The organism is Ensifer sp. Root423 (genome assembly GCF_001426275.1).
GTDB lineage: Bacteria > Pseudomonadota > Alphaproteobacteria > Rhizobiales > Rhizobiaceae > Ensifer > Ensifer adhaerens.
On sequence record NZ_LMEG01000002.1, the window covers coordinates 253,497 to 278,002 of the forward strand.

Sequence of the window (24,506 nt, forward strand, 5' to 3'; positions counted from 1 at the left end):
AAAGACGTTGCGACCACTCTGGTCGACGCGAGATTTGGCTTAGAGAGACGCAGCCAAGCTCGGCAGGGCCGGGTAAGCGCCAAAGGCTACGCGATCACCAATCCCGCCGGCCCGGCCACAGTTTCCCCGATCACCGCCGCGCCGAAACCGTGCTTGTCGAACAGGTCGAGCACCGCCTGCGCGGACGACCGGTCACAGGCGACGAGCAAGCCGCCGCTCGTTTGTGGATCGCAAAGCAGCGCCTTGTCGATCGCGCCCATCTCGCGGGCAAAGGCCACGTCCTGCCCATAGCTTGCCCAGTTCCGCCCGGAGGCGCCGGTGACAAAACCGGCGGCAGCCAGATCGAAAGCACCTTCCAGAAGGGGAACGGCGGACCAGTCGACCCGGACCTGGCAGTTCGACCCGCGCGCCATTTCGAGCGCGTGGCCGGCAAGGCCAAAACCCGTCACGTCCGTCATGGCATGCACGCCGGAAAGCCGCGCGAGATCGGGTCCGGCCGTGTTGAGGCGCGTGGTGCTTTCGATCATCCTGATATAGCCGGCTTCATCGAGCGCGCCCTTTTTCAACGCCGCGGAAAAGATGCCGACGCCGAGCGGCTTGCCGAGGATCAGCACGTCACCCGGCTCGGCTCCGCTGTTGCGCTTGAGATGGGCCGGATCGACGAGGCCGATCGCGACGAGACCGTAGATCGGCTCGACGGAATCGATCGTGTGGCCGCCGGCGATCGGAATGCCGGCCGCCCGACAGGCCGCCGCCCCGCCGTCGAGGATGGCGCCAATGGTTTCCGTCGAGAGCACGTTGACCGGCATGCCGACCAGCGCCAGTGCGAAGATCGGCGTTCCGCCCATGGCGTAGATGTCGCTGATGGCATTCGTCGCGGCGATCCGGCCGAAATCGTGGGGGTCGTCGACAACAGGCATGAAGAAATCCGTGGTGGCGACCACCGCCTGGTGATCGTTTAGGCGATAGACCGCTGCATCGTCCGAGGTCTCAATGCCGACCAGAAGTTCCGGCGGGACCGGCAGTTGTACCCGTCCGCGCAAAATGTCCTGAAGCACGCCCGGGGCGATCTTGCAGCCGCAGCCGCCGCCATGGGCAAGCGAGGTCAGGCGCGGTTCGGCAGAAGCGGAAATACTGCTCACGGTTGGAACTCCCTTCATACGGTTGCGTCAAAGGCGGCCCTGTCGCAGCTCGCGATCATGACCGATGATCCCGGGCAAGACCATGACTTTTCGGGGCAAATGCCATTCAATTCCTTCTTGACACCAGGGCCTTGAGGTTCGACCATCCCGGTAAGACCGATACGCATGGAAGAGGATGACCTCCAATGAACATCGATCTTTCCCGCCGCAGTTTCCTGAAGCTCGCTGGCGCAGGAGCCGCGGCCACCACGATCGGCGCCATGGGCTTCGGAGCAGCCGAGGCCGCAACAGCCGCCCATGTGCGTGCCTTCAAACTCGCAAGCACCACCGAGACCCGCAACGTCTGCACTTACTGTTCGGTCGCCTGCGGCATCCTGATGTATTCGAAGGGTGATCTTTCCGCCGGCGAGAAGGCGGAGCTCATCCATATCGAGGGCGATGCCGATCATCCGACCAACCGCGGGACGCTCTGTCCCAAGGGCGCGGCGCTCAAGGACTTCGTGAAGTCCGAGACCCGCGCCACGAAGCCGCGTCACCGCGCTCCGGGCGCCGACACCTGGCAGGACATCTCCTGGGAAGATGCCTTCGACAAGATCGCCCGAGCGATCAAGGACGACCGCGACAAGAACTTCATCGAGAAGAACGCGGCCGGCGTGACCGTCAACCGCTGGACGACGATGGGCTTCCTTGCGGCGTCGGGCGGCACCAACGAGACGGGATGGCTGACCTACAAGACCGTCCGGTCTATGGGAGTCGTCGGCTTCGACAACCAGGCACGCGTCTGACACGGCCCCACGGTAGCCAGTTTGGCTCCAACATTTGGCCGCGGCGCAATGACGAACGCCTGGACCGACATCAAGAACACCGACCTCGTCATCGTCATGGGTGGCAACGCGGCCGAAGCTCATCCCTGCGGCTTCAAATGGGTGACGGAAGCCAAGCATCATCGCGGCGCCCGGCTGATCGTGGTCGATCCGCGCTTCAACCGCACGGCCTCGGTCGCCGATGTCTATGCGCCGATCCGCCCCGGCTCCGACATCGCCTTCCTGATGGGCGCGATCCGCTACTGCATCGAGAACGACAAGGTGCAGTGGGACTACGTCAAGAACTATACCAACGCCACCTATCTGGTGAACTCGGAGTTCGGCTGGGCCGATGGTCTCTTCACCGGCTATGACGAGGAGAAGCGCGACTACGATCGTACCGCCTGGGACTACCAACTCAACGAGGACGGAACGGTCAAAACCGATCCGACTCTCACGGACCCGCGCTGTGTCTGGAACCTCCTGAAAGAGCATGTCGCGGTCTACACACCGGAATTCGTGGAAAATATCTGCGGCACGCCCAAGGATCGCTATCTGAAGATCTGCGAGATGATCGGCGCGACGTCGGCGCGCGACAAGGTGATGACCTCGCTCTACGCGCTCGGCTGGACGCAGCATTCGAAAGGCGCCCAGAACATCCGCGGCATGGCGATGCTGCAGCTCATCCTCGGCAATGTCGGCCTGCCGGGCGGTGGCGTCAACGCGCTACGCGGTCACTCCAACATCCAAGGATTGACCGACATCGGCCTGCTTTCCAACTCCCTGCCGGGTTACATGAACCTCGCGACGGAAAAGGAGACGGACTACACCACCTACATGTCGACGCGCGGCAACAAGCCGCTCGTTCCCGGCCAGACAAGCTATTGGCAGAACACCCCCAAATTCATGGTCAGTTTCCTGAAGGCCATGTGGGGCAGCGCTGCCACGAAGGAAAACGACTGGGGCTTCGACTGGTTGCCGAAGCTCGATGTCCCCTACTACGACATCCTCAGGATGTTCGACATGATGAGCCGCGGCGAAGTGAACCTCTACTTCTGCCAGGGCTTCAACCCGCTTCTGTCCTTCCCCAATCGGGCGAAGCTGACCGAGGGTCTGTCGAAGCTGAAACTGCTCGTGACAATCGACCCGCTGCAGACCGAGACGGCGCATTTCTGGGAAAACCACGGTATCTACAACCAGGTGGACTCCGCCAAGATCATGACGGAGGTCTTGCAACTCCCGGCGACCTGCTTTGCCGAGGACGAGGGCGCCACTGTCAATTCGGGCCGCTGGCTGCAATGGCACTGGCCGGGGGCGACACCGCCTGGTGACGCCAAGCACGACACCTGGATCATGGCCAACATCTTCCTGCGGGTGCGTGAACTCTACCGCAAGGAAGGCGGGGTCTGTCCCGAGCCTATCCTGAACCTTGCCTGGGATTACAAGGACCCTTACGAGCCGGAACCGGCCGAGCTTGCCCAGGAGATGAACGGACGCGCGCTGCAGACGCTCTATGACCCGACCGATCCGACGAAGGTGCTGGTCGAGGCGGGCAAGCTCCTGCCGAACTTCGGCGTGATGCGTGACGACGGTTCCACCATGTCGGGCTGCTGGATCTATGCCGGGTCCTGGACGGAAGAAGGCAACATGATGGCCCGGCGCGACAACAGCGATCCGGGCGATGTCGGCACCTTCCTCAAATGGACCTTCGCCTGGCCGGCCAATCGCCGCATCCTCTACAATCGCGCGTCCTGCGATCTCCAGGGCAAACCCTGGGATCCGGCGCGTAAACTGATCGAATGGAACGGCGAGCGTTGGGCCGGCTTCGACGTGCCCGACATAGCGGTGACGGCAAAGCCCGAGGCGGTGATGCCGTTCATCATGACGCCGGAGGGCACCGCCCGCCTCTTTGCCCGCAAGCTGATGCGGGACGGGCCGTTCCCAACACATATGGAGCCGTTCGAAAGCCCGGTCGAAAATCCGTTCAACGCCAAACTTCGCGGCAATCCCGTAGCGCGCATCTTTCCAGGCGACCTGCAACAGCTGGGCACGAGCACCGACTTCCCCTTCGTTGCCACATCCTACCGCCTCACCGAGCATTTCCACTTCTGGACCAAGCACAGCCGTGTCAACGCCGTGCTGCAGCCGGAATTCTTCGTGGAGATCAGCGAGGAGCTGGCGGCTGAACGCGGCATCACCAAGGGCGGGCGGGTGCGCGTGTGGAGCGCACGTGGCGAGGTCTGGGCGAAGGCAGTGGTGACGAAGCGAATTCGTCCGCTGATCTGCAACGGCAAGCCGGTCCATGTGGTCGGCATTCCCTTGCACTGGGGCTTCATGGGTGCGGCCCGCAAGGGCTTCGGCCCGAACAGCCTGACCCCCTTCGTCGGCGACGCCAATATCGACACGCCGGAGTTCAAGGCCTTCCTGGTCAACATCGAACCGGCGGCGGAAGAAGGAGCTTCGGCATGAGCGAACGCGCACCGGAACCGGTAACGGCCGCCGCCAACCCGCCGCTGCAACCGCTGGCGTCGAACCTGTTGCCGAGCGACGTCGTCAAGGCTTCGGCAACAAGCAACGTGCCGACACCCGAACGACAACTGACCCCGGTCGCCAAGCTGATCGACGTGTCGAAATGCATCGGCTGCAAGGCCTGCCAGTCCGCCTGCATCGAATGGAACGACACCCATCCGGACCTGGAGGAAAATGTCGGCGTCTACGAGAACCCGCATGACCTGACGGCTGATATGTTCACGCTGATGCGGTTTGCTGAATACGAGAACCCGGTTACCAACGAGTTCGAGTGGTTGATCCGCAAGGACGGCTGCATGCACTGCGCCGATCCCGGCTGTCTCAAGGCCTGCCCGGCACCGGGCGCCATCGTGCAATATTCCAACGGCATCGTCGATTTCATCTCCGACAACTGCATCGGCTGCGGCTATTGCATCGCCGGCTGTCCCTTCAACATTCCGCGTATCTCGAAGACCGCGCATGTGTCGAAGAAATGCACGCTTTGCTCGGACCGCGTGGCGGTTGGACAAGGACCGGCCTGCGCCAAGGCCTGCCCGACCAAGGCGATCACCTTCGGCACGAAGGAAGACATGGTCACGCTTGCCAACGAGCGCGTCGAGGACCTGAAGTCGCGCGGCTACGATCATGCCGGCCTCTATGACCCGCAAGGCGTCGGCGGAACGCATGTGATGTATGTGCTGCACCATGCCGATCAACCGCCGCTCTATTCCGGGCTGCCGGAGGATCCGCAGATTTCGCCGGTGGTGCGCGGTTGGAAGGGTCCGGCTAAGACCGTCGGCCTCGCCGTTGCCGGACTTGCCGCCGCCGGCGCCGTGCTGCACGGCATCTTCGCCCGGCCGAACGAGGTGACCGCCCATGAGGAAGGCGAGGCGGAGGAACTCGTCGAGGATCGCAACCGCCCGCAAGGCGGCAGGGAGGCGTGATGGCTGACAAACGTATCTATTCGGCCCCCGGCGACAGGATCGAGACGAAGCATCCGGTCACCGTCAATCGCTATCGTGGTTATACCCGTCTCAACCATTGGGTCACCGCCGCCTGCATGATCGTGCTTCTGATCTCCGGACTTTCCTTCTTCCACCCGTCGCTGTTTTTCTTGACCGGCCTCTTCGGCGGCGGCCAGACCACGCGATGGCTGCATCCGATCGTCGGACTTATCCTCGTCGCAAGCTTCCTCCTCCTGTTTGCGCAGATGTGGAAGCTCAATCTGCCGCGGCGCGAGGATGTGGAATGGAGCCGCAAGTTCGGTGATCTACTCCAAGGCAACGAAGAGAGCCTGCCCGAACTCGGAAAATACAATGCCGGCCAGAAGATGGTCTTCTGGGGCATGTCCGGTCTGATCGTCGTGCTCGTGACGACCGGCATCATGATCTGGGAGCAGTACTTCCCGGACCTCGTTTCCATCCCCGTTCGCCGCATCGCGGTCGCGGTGCATGCGCTGGCGGCGCTTTTCACGATCCTGATCTTCATCGTCCATGTCTATGCGGCAATCTGGACGCGCGGCACGATAAGGGCCATGACCCGCGGCACCGTCACCGGCGGCTGGGCCTTTCGGCATCATCGCAAATGGCTGCGCGAACTGGCTGGACGCCAGGGCTCCGACCCGTCAAAATGAACGTCTCCTACAGCGCCGCGCGTCCTATCAGGCGCGCAAAGGTTGCCGTAGCACCTTGTAATGCTGCATGATCGGGCCTTGCGGCCGGATTGCCGGAGATGCGATGGCAGAAGACATACAACCCGATCCCTCCCTCATCGGCGGCGTGCCGAAACCGCCGCTGGCCTTCCTGCCCGAGCCGGTCAAACTGTTCCAGACACGCGCACGCCGCTTCGCGTTTCTCGCCGAAAGCAACGCGCTTGCGCCTTATCTCACCTTCCTCGCGGCGCTCTCCAAACTCCAGGCTCGCTTGGCGGTAACCCTTCCGCCCGTCGCGGCGCCCACATCGGCGCGCCTCGCCGAGGCCGCCCGCGCCGCCATGCCGCCTTTCGACCGAATGGCGCTTGTCGATGACCCCGGCCTTTCCGCAACCCTCGACGCGCTTCTCGAAGGCGCTGCCGATCTCGCCATGCCCGACCCCGCCCGCCTGGCGCTCGATGCGGTACGCGCAGCAGAGGACGGCGACCGGCACTGGTTGCTCGCCAACATCCTATCGGATCGGGTTCCGGAAGACAGCGCCGCTCCCCATCTCTTCGTCGCGGCCGCGGTGCAGCTGCACATGGCGCGGCTCGCCGCGACGCTCGATGCGGAAGCCCTCGTCCCTGTCAGCCTCGGCGTCTGTCCCGCCTGCGGCGGCCGGCCGGCGACGTCGTCGGTCGTGGGTACACAGGGCGTCGAGAACGTGCGCTATGCCGCCTGCGCCTGCTGCGCCACGCAATGGAACGAGGTGCGGGTGAAGTGCCTCTGTTGCGGTTCGACCAAGGGCATCAGCTATCGTTCGGTCGAGACCTCGGAGGCGACGGTAAAGGCTGAGACCTGTCGGGAATGCCATGCCTGGGTCAAGATCTTCTACCAGGTGAAAAATCCGAGCCTGGAGCCGATCGCCGACGACGTCGGCAGCCTTGGCCTCGATATCCTGATGAAGGAGACCGAGTTTCGCCGAGGTGGCTTCAACCCCTATCTCGCGGGGTATTGATGCAGGATTTTCGCGTGCTCCCCTCGGTCGACCAGGTGCTGACCTCGCCAGAGGGACTGGCGCTGACGGAAGAACATGGCCGTCTCGCCGTCGTCACCGCCGTCCGCGCCGGGCTTGAGATCGCGCGGGAAAAAATCCGTGCGGGCGACGATGGGGCAACGCTTGCGGCCGATCTGCCGCGCCGCATCGCCGAGGAGCTGGCGGCTGCCGCCCGCTCCGCCCTTCGCCCGCTCATCAATCTCACGGGCACCGTGCTGCACACCAATCTCGGCCGCGCCATTCTGGCCGAAGAAGCCGTCAGCGCCGCAAGCGCCGCGATGGCCAACCCGCTGGCGCTGGAGTTCGACCTTGACGGCGGCGGTCGTGGTCAGCGCGACGATCATCTGCGTGGCCTGCTCTGCGAACTGACCGGCGCCGAGGACGCCACAATCGTCAACAACAATGCCGCCGCCGTGCTGATTGCGCTCAATACCCTGGCCGACGGACGCGAGGCGATCGTCTCGCGCGGCGAACTGATCGAAATTGGCGGCGCCTTCCGCATGCCCGACATCATGGCCCGCGCCGGCGCCAGGCTGGTGGAGGTCGGCACCACCAACCGCACCCATCCGCGTGACTATGAGGGCGCGATCGGGCCTGAGACCGGCGTCATCCTCAAGGTCCATACCTCCAACTACCGGATCGAAGGGTTTACCGCCGAGGTGCCGGCGCCAAGACTGGCCGAGATTGCCCGCAGGGCCGGTGTCCCGCTCTTGAACGACCTCGGCTCGGGCTCACTCATCGATCTCTCCATCTTCGGATTGCGACGCGAGCCGACGGTGGCGGAAGCCGTCGCCGAAGGCGCGGATCTCGTCACGTTTTCGGGCGACAAGCTGCTCGGCGGCCCCCAGGCGGGCTTCGTGGTCGGTCGGCGCGATCTCATCGCCGCCATCAACCGCAATCCGCTCAAACGCGCCGTTCGTCTCGACAAGATCCGCATCGCCGCGCTCGAAGCGACACTGAAGCTCTATCGCGATCCCGATCGGCTGAAGGAGCGGCTGCCGACGCTGCGCTTTCTTTCCCGGCCGGAGGTCGACATCGGCGCACAGGCGGCCCGTCTCGCTCCGGCAATCGATGCGCTGCTCAAGCCGCACGGCTATTCGGCAGCAGCTTGCACGTGCCAGAGCCAGGTCGGCTCCGGCGCCTTGCCGGTCGATACGATCCCGAGCGCCGGCCTGCGGCTGACAGGCAGCGGCGGCGACGCGCCGGAACGGCTTTCCGCACGGCTTCGCGCCCTGCCCATCCCGGTCGTCGGCCATATCCGTGATGGCGCGCTGGTCCTCGATCTGCGTTGCCTGGAAAGCGACGAGATGCTCATCGCGGCCCTGGCAGCACTATGATCGTCGGGACGGCAGGGCATATCGACCACGGCAAGACGGCGTTGGTGAAGGCCCTGACCGGCACGGACGCCGACCGCCTTGCCGAGGAAAAAGCCCGCGGCATCACCATCGACCTCGGTTTTGCCTATACCGACCTCGGCGGCGGGACGGTCACCGGCTTCGTTGACGTGCCGGGTCACGAGCGGCTGATCCATACGATGCTTGCCGGCGCTGGCGGCATCGATTTCGCGCTGCTGGTGGTCGCAGCCGACGACGGCATCATGCCGCAGACGCGCGAGCATCTCGCGATCCTCGACTTGCTCGGCATCACCAGAGGTTTCGTTGCGCTCACCAAGGCCGATCTGGCCGGGCCTGAGCGGCGCGCGGAGGTAACCGCGGAGATCCAGACCGCCCTCGCCGGCACCGGTCTGGAAAAGGCGCCCATCCTTGCCGTCTCCGCCCTTACCGGCGAAGGCATCGAGGTCCTGCGCGCGGGGCTCGCCGCCGCCGAAGCGGAAACCGCCGCACGCAACGATGCCGGCCTGCTGCGCTTTGCCGTCGATCGCAGTTTCACGCTTGCGGGCGCCGGCACGGTCGTGACCGGCATGGTGCTCGGCGGCCGTGCGAAGCTCGACGATAGCGTCACGGTCAGCCCGTCCGGCCTGACCGCCCGTATACGCGGGATCCATGCGCAGAACCGGAAAGCAGCGGAGGGGCTTGCCGGCCAACGCTGCGCGCTGAACATCGCCGGCGAACGGGTGACGAAGGACGCGATCCGGCGCGGCGACGTGGTCCTCGCCCCGGCACTGCATGCACCGACGGACCGGATCGACGCGGAGGTCCGCGTGCTTGCCTCGGAGGCCAAGCCGATCGGCACCTGGTTTCCCGCACGCTTGCACACCCATGCGACAGAGGTCGGTGCGCGGATCGTGCCTCTTGCCGGCCCGCTCGATCCCGGGACACAAGGCCTCGTGCAACTGGTCCTCGACCGCCCCATCGCCGCGACCATCGGCGACCACTTCATCCTGCGCGACACCTCGGCCATCCGGACCATCGGCGGTGGCCGTTTTCTCGATCTGCGCCCGCCGGCGCGAAAGCGTGGCACGCCGGAGCGACTGGCCTTCCTTACCGCTTCTGGCAACGAGGACCCGGCGGCGGCCCTTTCCGACCTGTCCGACCTGGCACCGATCGAGCTTGCGGCCTTCCTGCGCGACCGTGGCCTGGGCGAGGACACGCTTTCCGGGCTGCTGATTGCCGCCGGGGCGAGGGCCATCGGCGACCACGCGCTCTCGTCCGCAGCAGCGGACGGATTGCGGGCGAACCTGACTGACACACTCACAGCCTTCCACGCAGAAAACCCGGAGCTTGCCGGCATCGGCCGCGAACGGTTGCGGCTCCTGCTCAAACCGCGCCTGCCGACGACAAGCTTCCTCGCGTTCCTCCGAGACGAAGCCGCGGCAGGTCGAATCGTGCTTGACGGCGCCTTCCTGCGCCTGCCGGGCCACGAGGTTCGGCTGTCGCCGGCGGACGAGGACCTGTGGCAGCGGATCCATCCGCACCTCGTCGACGATAGCCGCTTCCGGCCACCGCGCGTGCGCGATTTCGCGGCCCTTCTCAATGCCGACGAGCGCGACATACGGCGCGTGCTGAAGCTCGCCCAGAGGCTCGGGCAGACCCACGAGATCGCGCACGACCATTTTTTCGCCCGCGCGGTCGTTGAGGAGATGGCGGCCATCGTGCTCGATGTGGCGGCACAGGCGGAAGACGGCTGGTTCACCGCGCCCAGCTTTCGCGACCGGGTCCACAACGGCCGCAAGGTCGCCATCGAGGTCCTCGATTTCTACGACCGGCTCGGCCTGACCTTGCGCAGGGGAGATCTGCGTCGCATAAATCCCCATCGCAGCGACCTGTTTCAGCGCTGAGGAAGGGAATCGTCTCCGGTGGGACGGCCGGACTTCAAATCCGGTTGGGGCAGCGAGCCTGTCCCGGGTGGGTTCGACCCCCACTCCCCTCCGCCAGCGCTCACGCATTGGAGCTCAGGCTGCGGGATGCGCGGACGTTCAGGGATCGCTTCGCCTTCAATGCGCGATTGCACGCCCCGTCCCCGCCGTACAGCGACTGTCCGCCGAAGTGAGAAGCGCAAGCGCGGCTGGGCTAGTTGCCCAGCCCCTGGATGGCAAGATCGACCTGCTCAGCTGTTGGAAGAGCCACGTCGACGACGACGCCATCCTCGTCCGGACCGAGCGGCTCGAGGGTCGCAAGCTGAGTGTCGAGCAGGGAAGCAGGGAAGAAGTGTCCCGCCCGATGCGAGAGCCGGTCGGCCAGCACGGTGCGGTCGCCGTGCACATGCACGAAGCAGACGCGCGGCGCGCCCGTGCGCAGGATGTCGCGATAGGACCGTTTCAGGGCCGAGCACCCGACCACCGAAGGGCTGCCAGCCGCCTCGTCCTTGGCAATTTCTGCGGCCAGCGCCCGCAGCCAGGGTTCACGGTCATTGTCGTCGAGCGGAATGCCCGCGGACATCTTGGCGACGTTCTCCGGCGGGTGAAAGCTGTCGCCCTCGACAAAACGCCAGCCGAGCCTTGCGGCCAGCGCCTCGCCGACAGTGGTCTTCCCGCTGCCGGATACGCCCATCACCACGATATGCTGAAGGTCCTCACTCATAGCAGCCACCATCCCACAAGCGCGAAGGCGAAACCAATCACCCCGAGCAGGGTTTCCATTACCGTCCAGGTCTTGAGCGTCGTCCGCTCATCCATCTGAAGGAAGCGGCCGACGAGCCAGAAGCCGGAATCGTTCACATGGCTCAGCACCGTCGCGCCGCAAGCGATGGCGATCACGAGGAAGCACAGGTCGAAGGGGCTAAGCCCCGTCGTTGCCGCGACCGTTGGAGCGAGAAGGCCCGCCGTCGTCGTCAGTGCCACGGTCGCCGACCCCTGCGCCACACGCAGGGCCGTGGAGATGAGGAAGGCGGCGACGATCAGCGGCATGCCGATCGCCTCGAGGCTGCCGGCGAGCGCCTGGCCGATGCCGCTTGCTCGCAGCACGCCGCCGAACATGCCGCCGGCTCCGGTAACGAGAATGATGCCGCAGATCGGGCCTAGCGCCCCGTCCATCAGCTTTTCCATGTCCTTGAGCGTACGCTCGCCGCTGAGGACCCACATGCCGACGAGCACAGTGATCAGCAGGGCGACGGGCGTCTGCCCGGCCATGCGCAGGATGCTGACCCACAATGCGCCGCCGTCGATCATCTTGGCGGCGGCCAGCGTCGATAGGCCGGTATTGAGGAAGATCAGCACGAGCGGCAGCAGCAGCACCAGCATCACCGTGCCGAAAGACGGGGGCACTTCGTCGTGCGCCGCCTCGTTCGGCGACCCGAGAAGGGTTGGCACCGGCAGTTCGAAGCGTTTGCCTGCCCATAGGCCGAAGAGATAGCCGCCGAGATACCATGTGGGCAGCGCCACGACGAGGCCGACGAGCACGAGCAGGCCGATATCCGCCCCCAGCAATTCGCTGGCGGCCACCGGGCCTGGATGGGGCGGGAGGAATGCGTGCATGACCGCAAAGGCGCCTGCCGAAGGCAGCGCATAAAGCAGAACCGAGCCGCCGAAGCGGCTTGCGACGCTGAAAATGATCGGCAGCATGACCACGAGGCCGGCGTCGAAGAAGATCGGAAAGCCGAACAGCAGCGAGGCGACGCCGAGCGCGAGAGGCGCGCGCTCAGGTCCGAACTGGCCGATCAGCCGATCCGCGAGCACCTGCGCGCCACCGGAGACCTCCAGCATCCGCCCGATCATCGCGCCAAAACCGACGAGCAGCGCCACCGAGGCAAGCGTCGAGCCAAAGCCCTGCAGGAGGGTCGGGACCACGTCCGCGAAGGAGATGCCTGTCACCAGCGCCGTCAAGAGGCTGACCAAAACCAGAGCGACGAAGGCATGCAGGCGCAACCGGAGGATAAGAAAAAGAAGCAGGCCAACGGCTGCCGCCGCGATCAGCAGGAGCGTCGCGGTTCCGTAGGCGGGTTCGATCGAAGTCATGTGTCCTCCTTGTTCCGGAAGTGAGGTCAAGGGCCATATAGTCTATGGCCCTTCACAGCAACCTACCTGAAAGAGGTGGGCACAGGAGATACGGCCGTATGAAGAAGGGCTTGTGGCCTGGCGCTAACGATCGCCGTCGACAGGCGATCGCGCGCTTGAGGCGCGGCGCATTGCCATAGGCACACATCGCCACACGCGCTCGATCATACTCCACCGGGCGTGTTAGGTATGGCAGCAACTCGGCAGCCTCTGTCGTGATCATTCAACTGAAAGGTAGAATAAATGCGCGCTACAATCCTGTTGGCAATGGTTCTCGCCCTCGCCGGATGCTCCCAGACCGGCGGCGGCGGCGGTGGCGGTGGCGGCTACGCCGCCGATTATGAAGCTGGTGACGGCGACTACTATCACGGGATCGTAGCGCCGAGATAAGGCCCGACCTTCTGCACGAAAGACCACCTTTCGTGTTCCAGCGGGATGGACGCTCGTTCAAGTCCATCCCGGCAATACCCCCTAGGCACACGCGCAGCCGCCTCGGCTATGATCAATCGAGGGCCTGCCGACTCATCCACCCGAAATCGCGAGTGCTGCGACGCGACGTCCGGACCCGTTTCATCGCCGCGGAGCATGCCGATTTGTGCAATCAGAGCCAGCGCCTGACGCGCGCCTTGTAGACCCGATAGACGTCGCCGAACTTGCGCTCGAGATAGGCCTCCTCGCGCGCCACGACGCCATAGCGGATGATAAGGTAGAAAGGCACCAGCAGGATCAGCAGCCACAGGCTGTCGAAGACGATGGAAAAGCCGATCAGGCCGAGAAACATGCCAGTATAGATCGGGTTGCGGGTGAAGCGGTAGGGACCGGCTTCGACAATCGCCGATGTCGGGCGATGGATCTGGATTTCGGTTCCCGCACGCCTGAAGCTCACCGCCGCCCAGATCAAAAGCGCGAGACCGGCGAGAAAAATGATGCCGCCGACGAGGGCGTCCGGCACCATCGCGGGCACGAAAGGCAACGGGTAGAGCCGGTCGAGCACGAGGCCACCGCCCACCGACATCACCCAGGCGATCGGCGGATGGATCACCGCGCCGGAACGGTCAGGCGCATTTCCCGTCGTCTCGTTCATCAAAACACCCTTTGCCTGGTTTCCGCGCCGTCCGTTCCCGCACCGATGGCGCTGGCTGCGATTTTAGCGGACGCGGGCCATTTGCGAAAACCCTCCAAGACGCTATGTGAACGGGGGATCATCGGCTCCGTCTGGGTCCGTGATCATGCCATGGCTACAACAGGACGAGACACATGAAAGCACGCGTCAAATGGGTGGAAGACCGGACCTTCGTCGGAGAGTCTGGTAGCGGCCACAAAGTCGTATTGGGAACCGCCTTCGGCGAAGAGGGGCGCACCCCGGGACCGAGCCCGATGGAACTGGTGCTGATCGGCACCGGTGGCTGCTCGGCCTATGACGTCGTGCACATTCTGGAGAAGGGCCGCGAGCCGGTGGAAGACTGCGTCGTCGAACTCGACGCCGACCGCGCCGATACGGAACCGCGCGTCTTTACCCGCATCCACATGCACTTCATCGTCAAGGGACGCGGACTTGCGGTCAACAAGGTCGAGCGCGCCGTTTCGCTCTCGATCGAGAAATACTGCTCGGCCTCGGCCATGCTCGCCAAGACCGCGACGATCACCCACGATTTCGAAGTGGTCGACACCAGCGCCGGCTGAGAGCCGACCTGGCGCTCGCATCCCCAGCGGTGCGAGCGCATCGACGACCCGCGGGCGCGCGGGTCGCTATCGTCGCGCAGGCTGAAACAGTTCGACAACATTTCCGGAGGGATCGATCAAAAGGATCTGCGCCCCTCCGGGACCGGTGACGATGTCATTGCGGAACATGACGCCGGCACGGCGCAGCCGCTCCACTTCGGCGTTGAGGTCATCGACGAGGAGATGGATGCGGTTCCAGCCGCCCGGCCCCGGCTTCTCGCTGTCCGGCATCGGCCGGCCGGCCGAACTCGTCGGTCCGCTCAGCAGCAGCCGCAGCGCACCGCGCTGCACATCCGCGAAAGCCGGTGCATAGCTCGACAGAAGCGAAAAGCCGAGGTGGGTCGTGTACCAGGCGATCGCCGCCTCGACGTCGTCGACCATGTAGCGGACATTGACTGTTTCCGACATTGCTTTTCCTCCAAGTAAACCCGGCCGGCCGATGCGGCTCCCTCACGCCGTTCCGAACTCACTCCGGCAGTCCGGCCAGCCGCAATCCTTCAACGTAACGCGCAAGCAAGGCCTTATCCCGGTAGGGTGCACGGGAACCGTATCGCTCGATCGAGAATTCCGGATTGAGTTTCAGGAGTTCCGCCGCGGCGCGACGTGCATCCTCAAGGTGCCCGAGTTGCGCGTAGGTCGCCGCCAGCAAACGGTAGGCCGAACCAAGATCGGCCATCTTCTCCAGCAGAGCCAACGCTTCGGTGTACTGGCCGGAGAGATACCTGGCAGCCGCGATGTTCCAGAAATACCAGTCCGGACGACTGGGGTTCAGCCGCAAGGCCAGTTCCCCGATCCTGATCGCGTCCTCCAACAGACCGAGATACCCCAGGGCATCGCAATATTCCGCAAGAAGATCGCAATTGTTCGGCGCCAGTTCGCGCCCACGCTCGTAACAACCGATGGCGCGTTCTGCCTCTCCCCTCCACAAATGGACGACGCCGAGCGCCCAGTGAACATCGGCGTCACAGGGACTGAGCTCCAAAGCCTTGCTTGCCGATGCGAAGGCACTGGCAAGCGTCGCTTCCATGTCGGCACGCTCGTTCCATTTCAGTTTGCGTATATCCAGCCAGGCCAGCCCGAGATATCCGCGGGCGTAGGCTGGATCAGCGTCGACCGCGGCCAGGAACATCTCCTTTGCCCGCCTGACCTCATCCGGTTTCAGGCTTTTTTCAATGTGCCGGCCACGCAGATAGAAATCGTAGGCGCTTGATCCTTTGAGCGGCTCGGCGAGAATCCGGTATCGTTCGGCCTCTTCGATTTTGACATTCAAGGCAGCCGGAATGGAACGGGACAACTCGTCCTGGACATCGAACATGTCGACAAGGTCGAAATCGTATTTCTCCGCCCAGATGTGTTCGCCAGTGGCATTGGTCAGACTGGCATTGACCCTGACCCGGTCGGCAGCGCGCCTGACGCTGCCTTCGAGCGTGTAGTAGGTTGTGCGTGCCTGAGGTTGCGGCTCGGGACGCGGCAACCGAACGATCACGTTCAAACCGGAGAACCGCGACAATGCCGCGACGACGTCCTGCGTGATGCCGGCCGCGAAATAATCCTCATCGGGATTGCCGCTCAAATTCGCAAAGCGCGACACATAGAGAAGCGTCCGGCTCGACTTGACGGGGGGATTTTCCCGTACCTCCTGTGTCGGTGGCGCCATCAGCGCCGCCCCCTCCGATCCGCCGTCGTCGATGACGATATTGTAGATGTGGACGGGGCGGCCGATGTTCTTCAACGGCTGTGCGCCCGTGTCTTCGAAGCGGATGTCCAGGCGACCGCCCAGCGTGTCGTGAACCGAGGCGGAGACGGATATGCCACCCGGCCTGGCGAGGCTCTCGATGCGAGCCGCCACGTTGACGCCGTCACCGTAAACGTCACCGTCGTCAAACAGGATATCGCCGAGATTGATCCCGATGCGAAATTCGATCCGGCGATCCCGCTGCGTACCGGCGTTCCTCGTCTGCATTCCCCGCTGGATCTCGACCGCGCAGAGAACTGCGTCTTCCACGGCACGAAACTCCATCAGCATGCCATCACCGATGAGCTTGACGATGCGCCCGTGATGCGCGGCGACCGCGACGTCCCACAGCTCCTGCCGGTGAGCCATGAGGGTCGCAAGCGTGCCCTTCTCGTCGAGCTCCATCAGCCGACTATAGCCGACCACGTCCGCGGCCATGATGACGGAGAGCTTTTGTTCCATCGGCGCCCCCAGGCTCCAGCACCCCTATGGATAGCATATCCGGACGGGCGAGGCACTGAAGACGCGGCCACGCAGCCGACAGATCCCTGGGAGCGTCGATGACAGGCGGCGAAACGGCGGCTTCAATCCCGATAGAAGTTGCGCCGCCAGCGGTGGGCGGTCAGTTTCGCCCGCTGTGCATCCGGCAGGCCGGCACCGTCGCCGATGGCGCAGTTGCGCTCGACGTTGCGCACCGAACGCATGCCGGGAATGACCGTCGATACGGCCGGGTGGCTGAGAACGAAGCGCAGCGCCGTCTCGGCCAGTGCGTCGGGCTTGATTTCCAGATCCTCGACGATCTTCTGCGTTCGTTCCTCGACCTCGCGCTTGCGCTCGCCCCGGAAGTAGGTTTCCCGGAAGTCACCCTCGGGAAAGACGGTATCGGCGCGAATCTGGCCGGTCAGACCACCTTCGTCGAGCGCCACGCGGACGATGACGCCGACATTGTGCTTCAGGCACGCGGGCAGCAGTTTTTCTTCCGGCGCCTGCTCGAAGATGTTGTAGATCACCTGCACGCTGTCGACGACGCCGGTCTCGATCAGCCGGAGCGCATTGTCCGGCTCGTAGTCGTTGATCGAAACGCCGAAGAAGCGGATCTTGCCGTCGCGCTTCAGCCGCTCGACAGCCTTCAGCCAGTCGCCGCGGCCTACCCACTCGTCCGACCACACATGGAACTGCTGCACGTCGATCGTCTCGACGCCGAGATTGCGCAGGCTCGTCTCGGTGCAGGCGATCACGTGGTCGGCCGGGAAGGTCTGCTCGGCCGGGGTGCCGGCGTGCGCCGGCCATTGCATGTTCTTCGGTGGGATCTTGGTGGCGACATGGATCGTCTCCGACCGCTCGCGCAGCAAGGCGCCGATCAGCTTCTCGCTGTGGCCCTGGCCGTAGCCGAGTGCGGTGTCGATGAAATTGAGGCCGAGGTCGACCGCGCGGTTGAGGGCGCGGGCGGACTCGTCGTCGCGCGCGCCCTGCCAATGGCTCTTGCCGATGCCCCAGGCACCGTAACCGATTTCGGAAATGCGCAGGCCCGTACGGCCGAAGGTTCTGTAGTGCATGGCGCTCTCGCTGGCATTGGGGAAGGAGTACCGCCGGTTATCTAGGCTTCAGCGATCGACCGTCAACCGGGAAAATGTCACGGCCACGGCGGCTTAGTTGCCTCATACGTCCTAGGCAAGAAACCAGAAGAAAACGGCCGACAGGAAGATGAAGGCGAGCACGAGCCCCATAAACTGCCGCATGCCCTCGCTCGTATTGTCGCCGAGCAAGGCGACCCAGATCGGCCCGCCGCTGCAGTCTTCGTCGCGCATGTCGCGGATGGAAGCCAGCGCATCGCGACCGACCGCCGGACGGCTGTAGTCGTGCGGCGGCGGCTGCCGGTTGCGATGAGGGGCGAGAGATCCCGAAAGATCCGGCGCCACCAGGCCGCCGTCGCCCGCGTCGACCACGGGCGACAACCGTTCCTGCGTCGTGGACCCGTCGCGGGTCGCGTCTCCTGCCCGCAGGCGCCCTGCGCCATGGTGAAACGCCCAGCGCTGTGGTTTCGACTGCGGATCGGATTTCACGTGCCGGATAGACATCACGCACCTCCACAGGGGTAACCGCTAACCGGGTACTTTGGTTCCGTGCGCGGGCATGCATTGTTGATCACGGGGGCGTGGCGTCGACGAATTCGACACTTGAAGGACGCAATTGCCGGCAGCGTCTGCCGAAAAACAAAAGAGCCCGCCGCGGGAGGAGCGGCAGGCTCTCTAAAAATCGATCAGCAGCCTGGGAGGAGGAGTGGCGCTGATCTCGTGAACGATCCATGGGAGGAGGAGATCGTTCACCGCATCGAAGCTCTGCGGGAGGAGATGCATTGCTTCGATGAGGTGAATATACAGGGTTTCTGCCCAAATCGTAGGCGGATTTTGTGCAAGCCAGCTATGCGCTATGCGCGCAGCGCAATACCGGCGCATCGGTCCAGAGCCGCCGTAAATGCGATCGAACGGCCGGTGATGCCGGCGAAACGCGAGTGCTTTCAGGCGACACGCGGGCAGGCGGAAACGGGTTTCACGCCGCCCGTATTCCGACGGCGTAGGCGCTGCTGCCGCGCGAAACCGTCAGTTTTCCATGAAGGCGCGCGCCATGCTGTCGCGGATCGGCTTGGTGAGATAGTCGAAGAAGGTCCGCTCCGCCGTCTGGATCAGAATTTCCGCCGGCATGCCGGGGGTCACGACGAAATTGTGAACTCTTGCAAGCTCGCTTGCCGGAAGGCTGACGCGCGCCAGGTAGACTTCGCGCGTGCCCTCATGCGTCTGCACCGGCAGGGCGTCCGCCGACACGTAGAAGACCTGCCCATTGAGGACCGGCGTCGTGCGCTGGTTCAGCGCGGTCAGCCGCACCGTCGCCTTCTCGCCGACCCGGATATTGTCGACGTCGGTGCGCAGCACCTGCGCCTCGATGATGAGCGGTACATCGGCCGGCAGGATTTCCATGATCGGCTTGCCGCTCTCGATGACGCCGCCGGACGTATGAAAATGCATCCTGATGACCGTGCCGGTCACCGGCGCGTTGATCGTCGCGCGGCGGAGCACATTGGTGGCGCCGCGCAATTGTTCACGCACTGTGTCCAGTTCACCCTCGGCCTTCTGCAATTCGTCGAGCGCAGCCTCTTGGTAGCTCTGTTCGGTCTGGTTGACCTGCTGCTGCTGCTTGAGGATCTGGGAGCCGGTCTCCGAGACTTCGGACATCAGACGGCCAATCTGGCCCTCTGCATCGGCGATCGCGCGCTGGATGGTCTTGATCTCCGTCTTGCGGATCAGGTCCTTGGCCAAAAGCGTCTTCTTGCCGATGTATTCCTCCTCGAGCAGGACTCTTTGCTCGCGCACCGATTTCAGCTGCTCCTGAAAACCTTGCGAGCGGAACTCCAGGCTCTCGATATTCCGCTTCAACAGTCCGATATCGCTGTCGAGCTTGCTCCTCCAGGTCTGGAAATTGAGCTCCTGGCTCTGCACGATCGGGACAATCTCAGGATCTTTCTTGACATGCTCCGTGAGAACCGCGGGCAGCACGATCTGCTTCAAACCGTGCGCCTGCGCGGTCAGCCGGGCGACGATCGCCTCCAGCCGCGCCCAGCGCAGAAAATACTGCCTCTCGTTCGCTTGTGCGGCCGTTTCGTCCAGCCGCACCAACGGCTGATCCACGGTTACGCGGTCGCCCTCGCTCACCAGAATATCCTTGATGATCCCGCCTTCGAAGTGCTGGACCACCTTGTTCTGCCCGGTTGCGACAAAGCTGCCCTGGGCGATGATGGCTGCCGCCAAAGGCGCGGTGAAGGCCCAAAGGCCAAAGCCGCCGAAGGTCACGACGATCAGCACCAGGCCGATCATCGTATGCTGCCAGATTGAACGCGGAACCTCTGCGTACCAGGTCAGATCCTGCACTTTGGCCATGTCGCTCATGATCGCCTACGGAAGCTGGTTTTGTTCGAGCGGGTTGCCTTCGGTATTCACCCCACGCGAAGCGAGTGCCTTGAGAACGTCCTGGCGCATGCCGAAGAGCGCCACCGTGCCGTTGACGAGCAGCAGAACCTTGTCGACGCTGTTCAAAAGCGCCGGTCGCTGAGTGATGGTGACAACCGTGATCTTCTCGCGCTTGGCGTGCGTCAGCGCCCGCGTCAGCGCCGCCTCGCCGGCGGTATCGAGATTGGAGTTGGGCTCGTCGAGCACAACCATGCGCGGGTTGCCGAAGAAGGCGCGGGCAAGGGCGACGCGCTGCTTCTGGCCGCCCGATAGAGGCGAGCCGTCGGCGGCCACCACGGTCTCGTATCCGTGCGGCAGCATGGCGATCATGTCGTGAACGTCGGCAAGCTTGGCAGCGGCGTAGATGTCGGCGTCGGTGGCATCCTCGCGCATGCGGGCGATGTTGGCCTTGATCGTGCCGGGAAACAGCTGCACATCCTGCGGCAGGTAGCCGATGCTTTCGCCGAACTGCCGCTGGTCCCAGTTCCTCAGGTCCATGAGATCCAGCCGGACGTTGCCCGACGTCGGCAGGATGGATCCAACCAGCATCTTGCCGAGCGTCGTCTTGCCGGCACCGGAACTGCCGATCACGGCAAGCGAATCGCCGGGCTCCAGCGCAAAGGTAATTCCGTTGAGCACCACGCGCTTGGTGCCCTGCGGAACGAAAAGCAGGCGCTCGACATCGAGGCGCCCTTCGGGCCGCGGCAGCTTCAACCGTTCGAAATTGAGCGGTGACGTCTTCAGCAGCGCGGAAATGCGCCCGTAGGCAGCACGCGACTGGATGACCTGGCTCCATCCCTCGATCGCGCCCTCGATAGGCCCAAGGGCGCGGCCCGCGATGATGGAGGCCGCAATCACCATGCCACCGGTGAGCGAGCCATTGAGGGCGAGATGGGCACCCCAACCAAGCATCGTCACCTGCGTCAGGAGGCGCACCGCCTTGGACAGCGAAGCAAAGGCGATGTTGCGGTCCTGCGCCATCACCTGGGCCTTGAGCGAACCGGCCATGTCCTTGCCCCAGATGTGCACGGCCTCCGGGATCATCGCCAGTGCGTTGATGATCTGGGAGTTGCGCGACATCGAATCGAGGTGAAGGTTGGCCTTGGTCTGGAAATTGGTCGCTTCGCCGAACGCTGCAGCCGTCGCTTTCTGGTTCAACAGCGTAACGATGAGGAGGAGAACGGCTGAGGTGACGACGATTATCCCGAGATGCGGATGGATGAGGAAGACCGCCACCAGAAAGAGCGGCGCGATCGGCGCATCGAGAAACGAAAGCAGCGTGCCGGAGACGAGGAAGGAGCGAAGCTGCTGCAGGTCGCCAAGCGTCTGGTACTCGCGCCCGTTGCTATGCAGGGCGGCTCTCGCTGCCGCGCTCAGGATCGGCGCGCCGAGTTGCGCGGCCACCTCCACGGCGGTGCGCATCAGGATCATGCGGCGAATGGCGTCGAAAACCGACTGCAGCAGCACCGCGCCGACGATGATCGCCGTCAGCATCACCAGCGTGTCGACCGAGCGGCTGGTCAGCACCCGGTCCGAAATCTGGAACAGATAAACAGGGATCGAAAGCACGAGGATGTTGGTGACGATCGTAAACAGCATGACGATCATCAGGTTCTGCCGGATCGCCTTGAGACCAGCGCTGAGGCTCGCCGAAAAATCGACCGGGCCAAGGCGCTTGTGGAACGCGCCCCCTCCACCGCCTCCGCCGCCGCCCTTGTCGGACGATCCGCCACCTTTGTCGGGCGACCGCGGCTCGGCCTTGATCGGCCCACGGTCGGCTTCGATCACCACCATGCCCGAAGGCGAATATCTCTCCTTCATCTCCGCGGTCGGCCAGGCAACCGGTTTTCCGACCGGCTTTTCGATGCAGGGTGCCGGCTTTGGTTCCTCCTGCAACGGGCGGCGCTCGACCGTCGCCTCGCCGCGCAGAGCCGGCTCGGGTCTGGCCACGGGCTCGGTCTTTGGAGGCCACGGCCGCGACGTGACGTTGACCGTCTCAGCGGCATCCGCCCGTGGCGTTCCCATCTGTGCGCGTGACGCCTGCGCTGCCCCGATCGGTGCGGCCGGTGCAGCAGCGCGCGCCGGTGCGAGGCCGGGTGTCGGACCGGTGATCTGTACCGGCCTTGCGGCAACGCCCGATCCGGGAAGAGGCGAAACGGGTGAAGGGGTCCAGTTGCCATCCTCGCCGGCGCCGTTTGCCGCCACTCTTCTTATTTGGTCCGCCACCCCGTCGATCTCCCTAACAGCACGGTCCAGAACGTGTTCCTGATGATTGAGCTTGCGCAGAAACTGCCGTCGCGCGGCGTCGGCGCCGGATGCTTCCGGCCGTGTTCCGTTTTCCTCCGCACGCGAAGCGGCATCGGCGCCGGTTTCGGCAGACACTGGCCGAGACGGATTCGTGCGGTCGGTCATGACTATCCTCCCGCACTCCCATCAGGCGACCATGCTGTGCATGGGGTCGGCACTGGCCGTATCGATGCCGTGCCCATGGCTCGGCGAGATCTGATCCTGCGGCTGGTGGCCGAAATCCGGAGTGAGCATGTCGTCGCCGAGAAAGACGACCGCTTCGCTGACCAGCGCATCCGGGTTCTGACTACCGAGATAGGGATCGTTCTTGACCAGCTCCGCCTGGATGAGCACCTCGTCCGAATAGGCGCCGCCGCCGGCATAGATCGTCTTGCCCGTATCGACATCGACGATCCCGGCATAGTTCAGCAGAGCATTCGAGCCCGTGGAAATGGTCCAGTCCGCGTCCGGGCGCGCCTCGAGCGCGTTCATCGCCAGCGTCACCTGATCGCTGTCGCCGAGAATGTTGGTCTGCTGGATGTAGTTGAGGCTGATGAGGTCGCCGGAAATGTAGAGCACCCTCAGGCCATTCAGCCCGGCAAAGGCGGGATCATGCAGAAAGTCGTCGCCCGACGGCTTCTTGCCTTCCGACAGATCCTGCAGCGCGGACAGGTAACCGTCCGACATCGGATTGACCGGGCCTGCACTGCCAGCTTCGACGATTCCGGCATAGTTCCAAAGCAGGTTTCCGCCGGTCGAGACCGAACCGCCGCCGCTGGTGTGAAAGCCGCCGACGGCACCGATCAGATCGTTGTCGAGCAGGATGTTCGTCTGCTGGATGATGTTGGCGTCGAAGACGCTGCCGCCGACGAAGATCAGGTCAAAGCGGTATCCGAGCTCCAGCAGCGATATCTGGTTGGCCGCCGTGTTGTCGCCACCGACGATCGAAAGCTTCGAGCCCGAAGCCGCGAGGATCGCCGTGTCCTGGTCCGACATGAAAGTGAACTGCTGGAGCCAGTTGACCATCATCAGGTCGCCCTTGACCTCGGTGATGGCCCAGACCTTGGGGAAGTCGGCGGTGTCGGCATGCGTCGTCTGCGCCGGCTCGACATGTTTGAACATGGCGATGTTGAACGCCTGGGTAGCATGCTGCTCAATATTGTTGCCGCTCAGCGCGGAACTGACGAGGTCGCTGTCATAGTGGGTGTTGACCTGAACGATCGCGTTGAGTTCGACGTGGTCGCCGGCCACCGCCAGCACTTCGGCCTGCAGCCAGTCGCTGGTGATGACGACGGAGTTGACCAGCGTGTTGCTGCCCGCTTCCAGCTCGACCGAAGTGTCGACCGCGACGGCACCCTCGCCATAGGCGATGCCGCCCTCGACTTCGACCCCGTCGTTCGACAGTTCGGGCTCGTCCGGCGCATCGGAAGCCTCGTCCGGGTCCGGCAGGTGATCCTTGAGAACCGGCGCTTCCTCAACGATCACGCCGTTCACATAGATGCCTTCGAGCGTGCTGGCCCTGGCTGAAAAATGGGTGACGCTCAGCCCCCCGGCCTCCGCTTCGCCGCCGGTGGAGAATGCCTCAAGCCTCTCGGCCGTGCCGACAACGAGGCTGGCGATCGCGTCACTGGAGCCGGCGACATCCGTCTCGCCGAGCAGCGAAATACTCTGCGTCGCGTCGATGAGCTCGGCCATCGTCGCGCTGTTGTCGATCTGCAGGCCGGACTTCAGGCCATGCCCGCCGACACTGACGAAATCATTGTCCGAAAGCTCGGCGGTCTGGTTGCTGTAGACCACCACCGAGCCCGGCGGGTTGATGTGCGGCTCGACCACCTGCGAGGCCGATCTCGGCGATGCGCCCTGCAGGAAGGCTTCCGAGCTGGCGCGGCCAAGGGAGCCGCCAAAAATCGGGTATTCGGGGAAGGACACCCCAGCATAGCCGTCCGGTATCGGCATGAAGATGTCCGGTCCGACCGGCTTGTACGGGACGTCGGGGTTGAAGTCGTCGAGATCGTAAGGTGCGTGCACCTTGACCGGCGCAGAAACGAGCTCCTTCGGATCCTTGTGGACGTCGCGATCCGGGTCGAACTTCTCATGGATTTCACGCAGACGCGCCTCTTCGGTAGAGAGTTCGAAGAGACCGATGAAATGGGCAATGGCCTCGGTGATCTTTGCGGAATACAAGGTCAGGCCCTCCTCTTGTCGTCGGCAGTCCCCGCCGGCTTGGCGG

Annotated in this window: 19 protein-coding genes and 1 tRNA gene; 9 read left to right on the forward strand and 11 right to left on the reverse strand. The window is 64.1% G+C overall.

The window, feature by feature from the left end:
• Window positions 1-86: 86 nt before the first annotated feature.
• Window positions 87-1,133, reverse strand: a complete 1,047-nt coding sequence (selD, locus tag ASD01_RS05060; RefSeq protein ID WP_234852732.1) for a selenide, water dikinase SelD — start codon at window positions 1,131-1,133, stop codon at window positions 87-89.
• 194 nt (window positions 1,134-1,327) lie between these two features.
• Between selD and fdnG the strand changes: the two genes are divergently transcribed.
• The 7 genes from fdnG (at window position 1,328) to ASD01_RS35360 (ending at window position 10,474) form a co-directional block, all read left to right on the forward strand.
• Window positions 1,328-4,414, forward strand: a complete 3,087-nt coding sequence (gene fdnG / locus ASD01_RS05070; protein ID WP_082936535.1) for a formate dehydrogenase-N subunit alpha — start codon at window positions 1,328-1,330, stop codon at window positions 4,412-4,414.
• Window positions 4,411-5,397, forward strand: a complete 987-nt coding sequence (gene fdxH / locus ASD01_RS05075; protein WP_060643609.1) for a formate dehydrogenase subunit beta — start codon at window positions 4,411-4,413, stop codon at window positions 5,395-5,397. Before fdnG ends, fdxH begins: the two co-directional genes overlap by 4 nt.
• Entirely contained in the window at window positions 5,397-6,086 is a 690-nt protein-coding gene (locus tag ASD01_RS05080) for a formate dehydrogenase subunit gamma (RefSeq protein WP_034787487.1), read from the forward strand. The genes fdxH and ASD01_RS05080 overlap by 1 nt, the downstream gene beginning before the upstream one ends.
• Before the next feature lie 103 nt (window positions 6,087-6,189).
• Window positions 6,190-7,101, forward strand: a complete 912-nt coding sequence (gene fdhE / locus ASD01_RS05085) for a formate dehydrogenase accessory protein FdhE (RefSeq protein ID WP_060528994.1) — start codon at window positions 6,190-6,192, stop codon at window positions 7,099-7,101.
• Window positions 7,101-8,477, forward strand: coding sequence for an L-seryl-tRNA(Sec) selenium transferase (selA, locus tag ASD01_RS05090; RefSeq protein WP_034787493.1), 1,377 nt, complete (start codon window positions 7,101-7,103; stop codon window positions 8,475-8,477). Before fdhE ends, selA begins: the two co-directional genes overlap by 1 nt.
• Entirely contained in the window at window positions 8,474-10,378 is a 1,905-nt protein-coding gene (gene selB / locus ASD01_RS05095; RefSeq protein ID WP_034787496.1) for a selenocysteine-specific translation elongation factor, read from the forward strand. The genes selA and selB overlap by 4 nt, the downstream gene beginning before the upstream one ends.
• Window positions 10,379-10,474: transfer RNA gene (locus ASD01_RS35360), tRNA-Sec, on the forward strand.
• A gap of 136 nt (window positions 10,475-10,610) precedes the next feature.
• Here the strand turns inward: ASD01_RS35360 and ASD01_RS05100 are convergent.
• Window positions 10,611-11,120 (reverse strand): gluconokinase, encoded by a 510-nt coding sequence (locus tag ASD01_RS05100; protein WP_034787499.1) that lies wholly within the window; start codon window positions 11,118-11,120, stop codon window positions 10,611-10,613.
• Window positions 11,117-12,493 carry a GntP family permease gene (locus ASD01_RS05105; RefSeq protein WP_034787501.1) on the reverse strand — a complete coding sequence of 459 codons (1,377 nt, stop codon included), beginning with the start codon at window positions 12,491-12,493 and terminating at the stop codon, window positions 11,117-11,119. Before ASD01_RS05105 ends, ASD01_RS05100 begins: the two co-directional genes overlap by 4 nt.
• Window positions 12,494-12,775: 282 nt before the next feature.
• Between ASD01_RS05105 and ASD01_RS35365 the strand changes: the two genes are divergently transcribed.
• Entirely contained in the window at window positions 12,776-12,922 is a 147-nt protein-coding gene (locus ASD01_RS35365) for a hypothetical protein (protein ID WP_156400696.1), read from the forward strand.
• 211 nt (window positions 12,923-13,133) lie between these two features.
• On the opposite strand, the gene ASD01_RS05110 is transcribed toward ASD01_RS35365, so the two are convergent.
• Window positions 13,134-13,616, reverse strand: a complete 483-nt coding sequence (locus ASD01_RS05110; protein WP_034787503.1) for a methyltransferase family protein — start codon at window positions 13,614-13,616, stop codon at window positions 13,134-13,136.
• Window positions 13,617-13,789: 173 nt separating this feature from the next.
• Between ASD01_RS05110 and ASD01_RS05115 the strand changes: the two genes are divergently transcribed.
• Window positions 13,790-14,215 carry an OsmC family protein gene (locus ASD01_RS05115; RefSeq protein WP_034787506.1) on the forward strand — a complete coding sequence of 142 codons (426 nt, stop codon included), beginning with the start codon at window positions 13,790-13,792 and terminating at the stop codon, window positions 14,213-14,215.
• Window positions 14,216-14,281: 66 nt separating this feature from the next.
• On the opposite strand, the gene ASD01_RS05120 is transcribed toward ASD01_RS05115, so the two are convergent.
• The 7 genes from ASD01_RS05120 to ASD01_RS05155 all read right to left on the reverse strand — a co-directional run bounded on the left by ASD01_RS05120 (window position 14,282) and on the right by ASD01_RS05155 (window position 24,460).
• Window positions 14,282-14,662, reverse strand: coding sequence for a VOC family protein (locus ASD01_RS05120; RefSeq protein WP_034787509.1), 381 nt, complete (start codon window positions 14,660-14,662; stop codon window positions 14,282-14,284).
• Between the two features lie 58 nt (window positions 14,663-14,720).
• On the reverse strand, window positions 14,721-16,451 hold the full coding sequence (locus ASD01_RS05125) for an adenylate/guanylate cyclase domain-containing protein (RefSeq protein WP_060528995.1): 1,731 nt from the start codon (window positions 16,449-16,451) through the stop codon (window positions 14,721-14,723).
• A 122-nt stretch (window positions 16,452-16,573) separates the two neighbouring features.
• Window positions 16,574-17,545 carry an aldo/keto reductase gene (locus ASD01_RS05130; RefSeq protein WP_034787512.1) on the reverse strand — a complete coding sequence of 324 codons (972 nt, stop codon included), beginning with the start codon at window positions 17,543-17,545 and terminating at the stop codon, window positions 16,574-16,576.
• A gap of 111 nt (window positions 17,546-17,656) precedes the next feature.
• Window positions 17,657-18,067 carry a hypothetical protein gene (locus tag ASD01_RS05135; protein WP_090297111.1) on the reverse strand — a complete coding sequence of 137 codons (411 nt, stop codon included), beginning with the start codon at window positions 18,065-18,067 and terminating at the stop codon, window positions 17,657-17,659.
• A gap of 522 nt (window positions 18,068-18,589) precedes the next feature.
• Complete coding sequence (locus tag ASD01_RS05145) at window positions 18,590-19,930, reverse strand: HlyD family type I secretion periplasmic adaptor subunit (RefSeq protein WP_034787518.1); 1,341 nt, start codon at window positions 19,928-19,930, stop codon at window positions 18,590-18,592.
• 6 nt (window positions 19,931-19,936) lie between these two features.
• Window positions 19,937-22,015 carry a type I secretion system permease/ATPase gene (locus tag ASD01_RS05150; RefSeq protein WP_234798812.1) on the reverse strand — a complete coding sequence of 693 codons (2,079 nt, stop codon included), beginning with the start codon at window positions 22,013-22,015 and terminating at the stop codon, window positions 19,937-19,939.
• Between the two features lie 408 nt (window positions 22,016-22,423).
• Window positions 22,424-24,460 (reverse strand): type I secretion protein, encoded by a 2,037-nt coding sequence (locus tag ASD01_RS05155; protein WP_234798793.1) that lies wholly within the window; start codon window positions 24,458-24,460, stop codon window positions 22,424-22,426.
• Window positions 24,461-24,506: the final 46 nt, after the last annotated feature.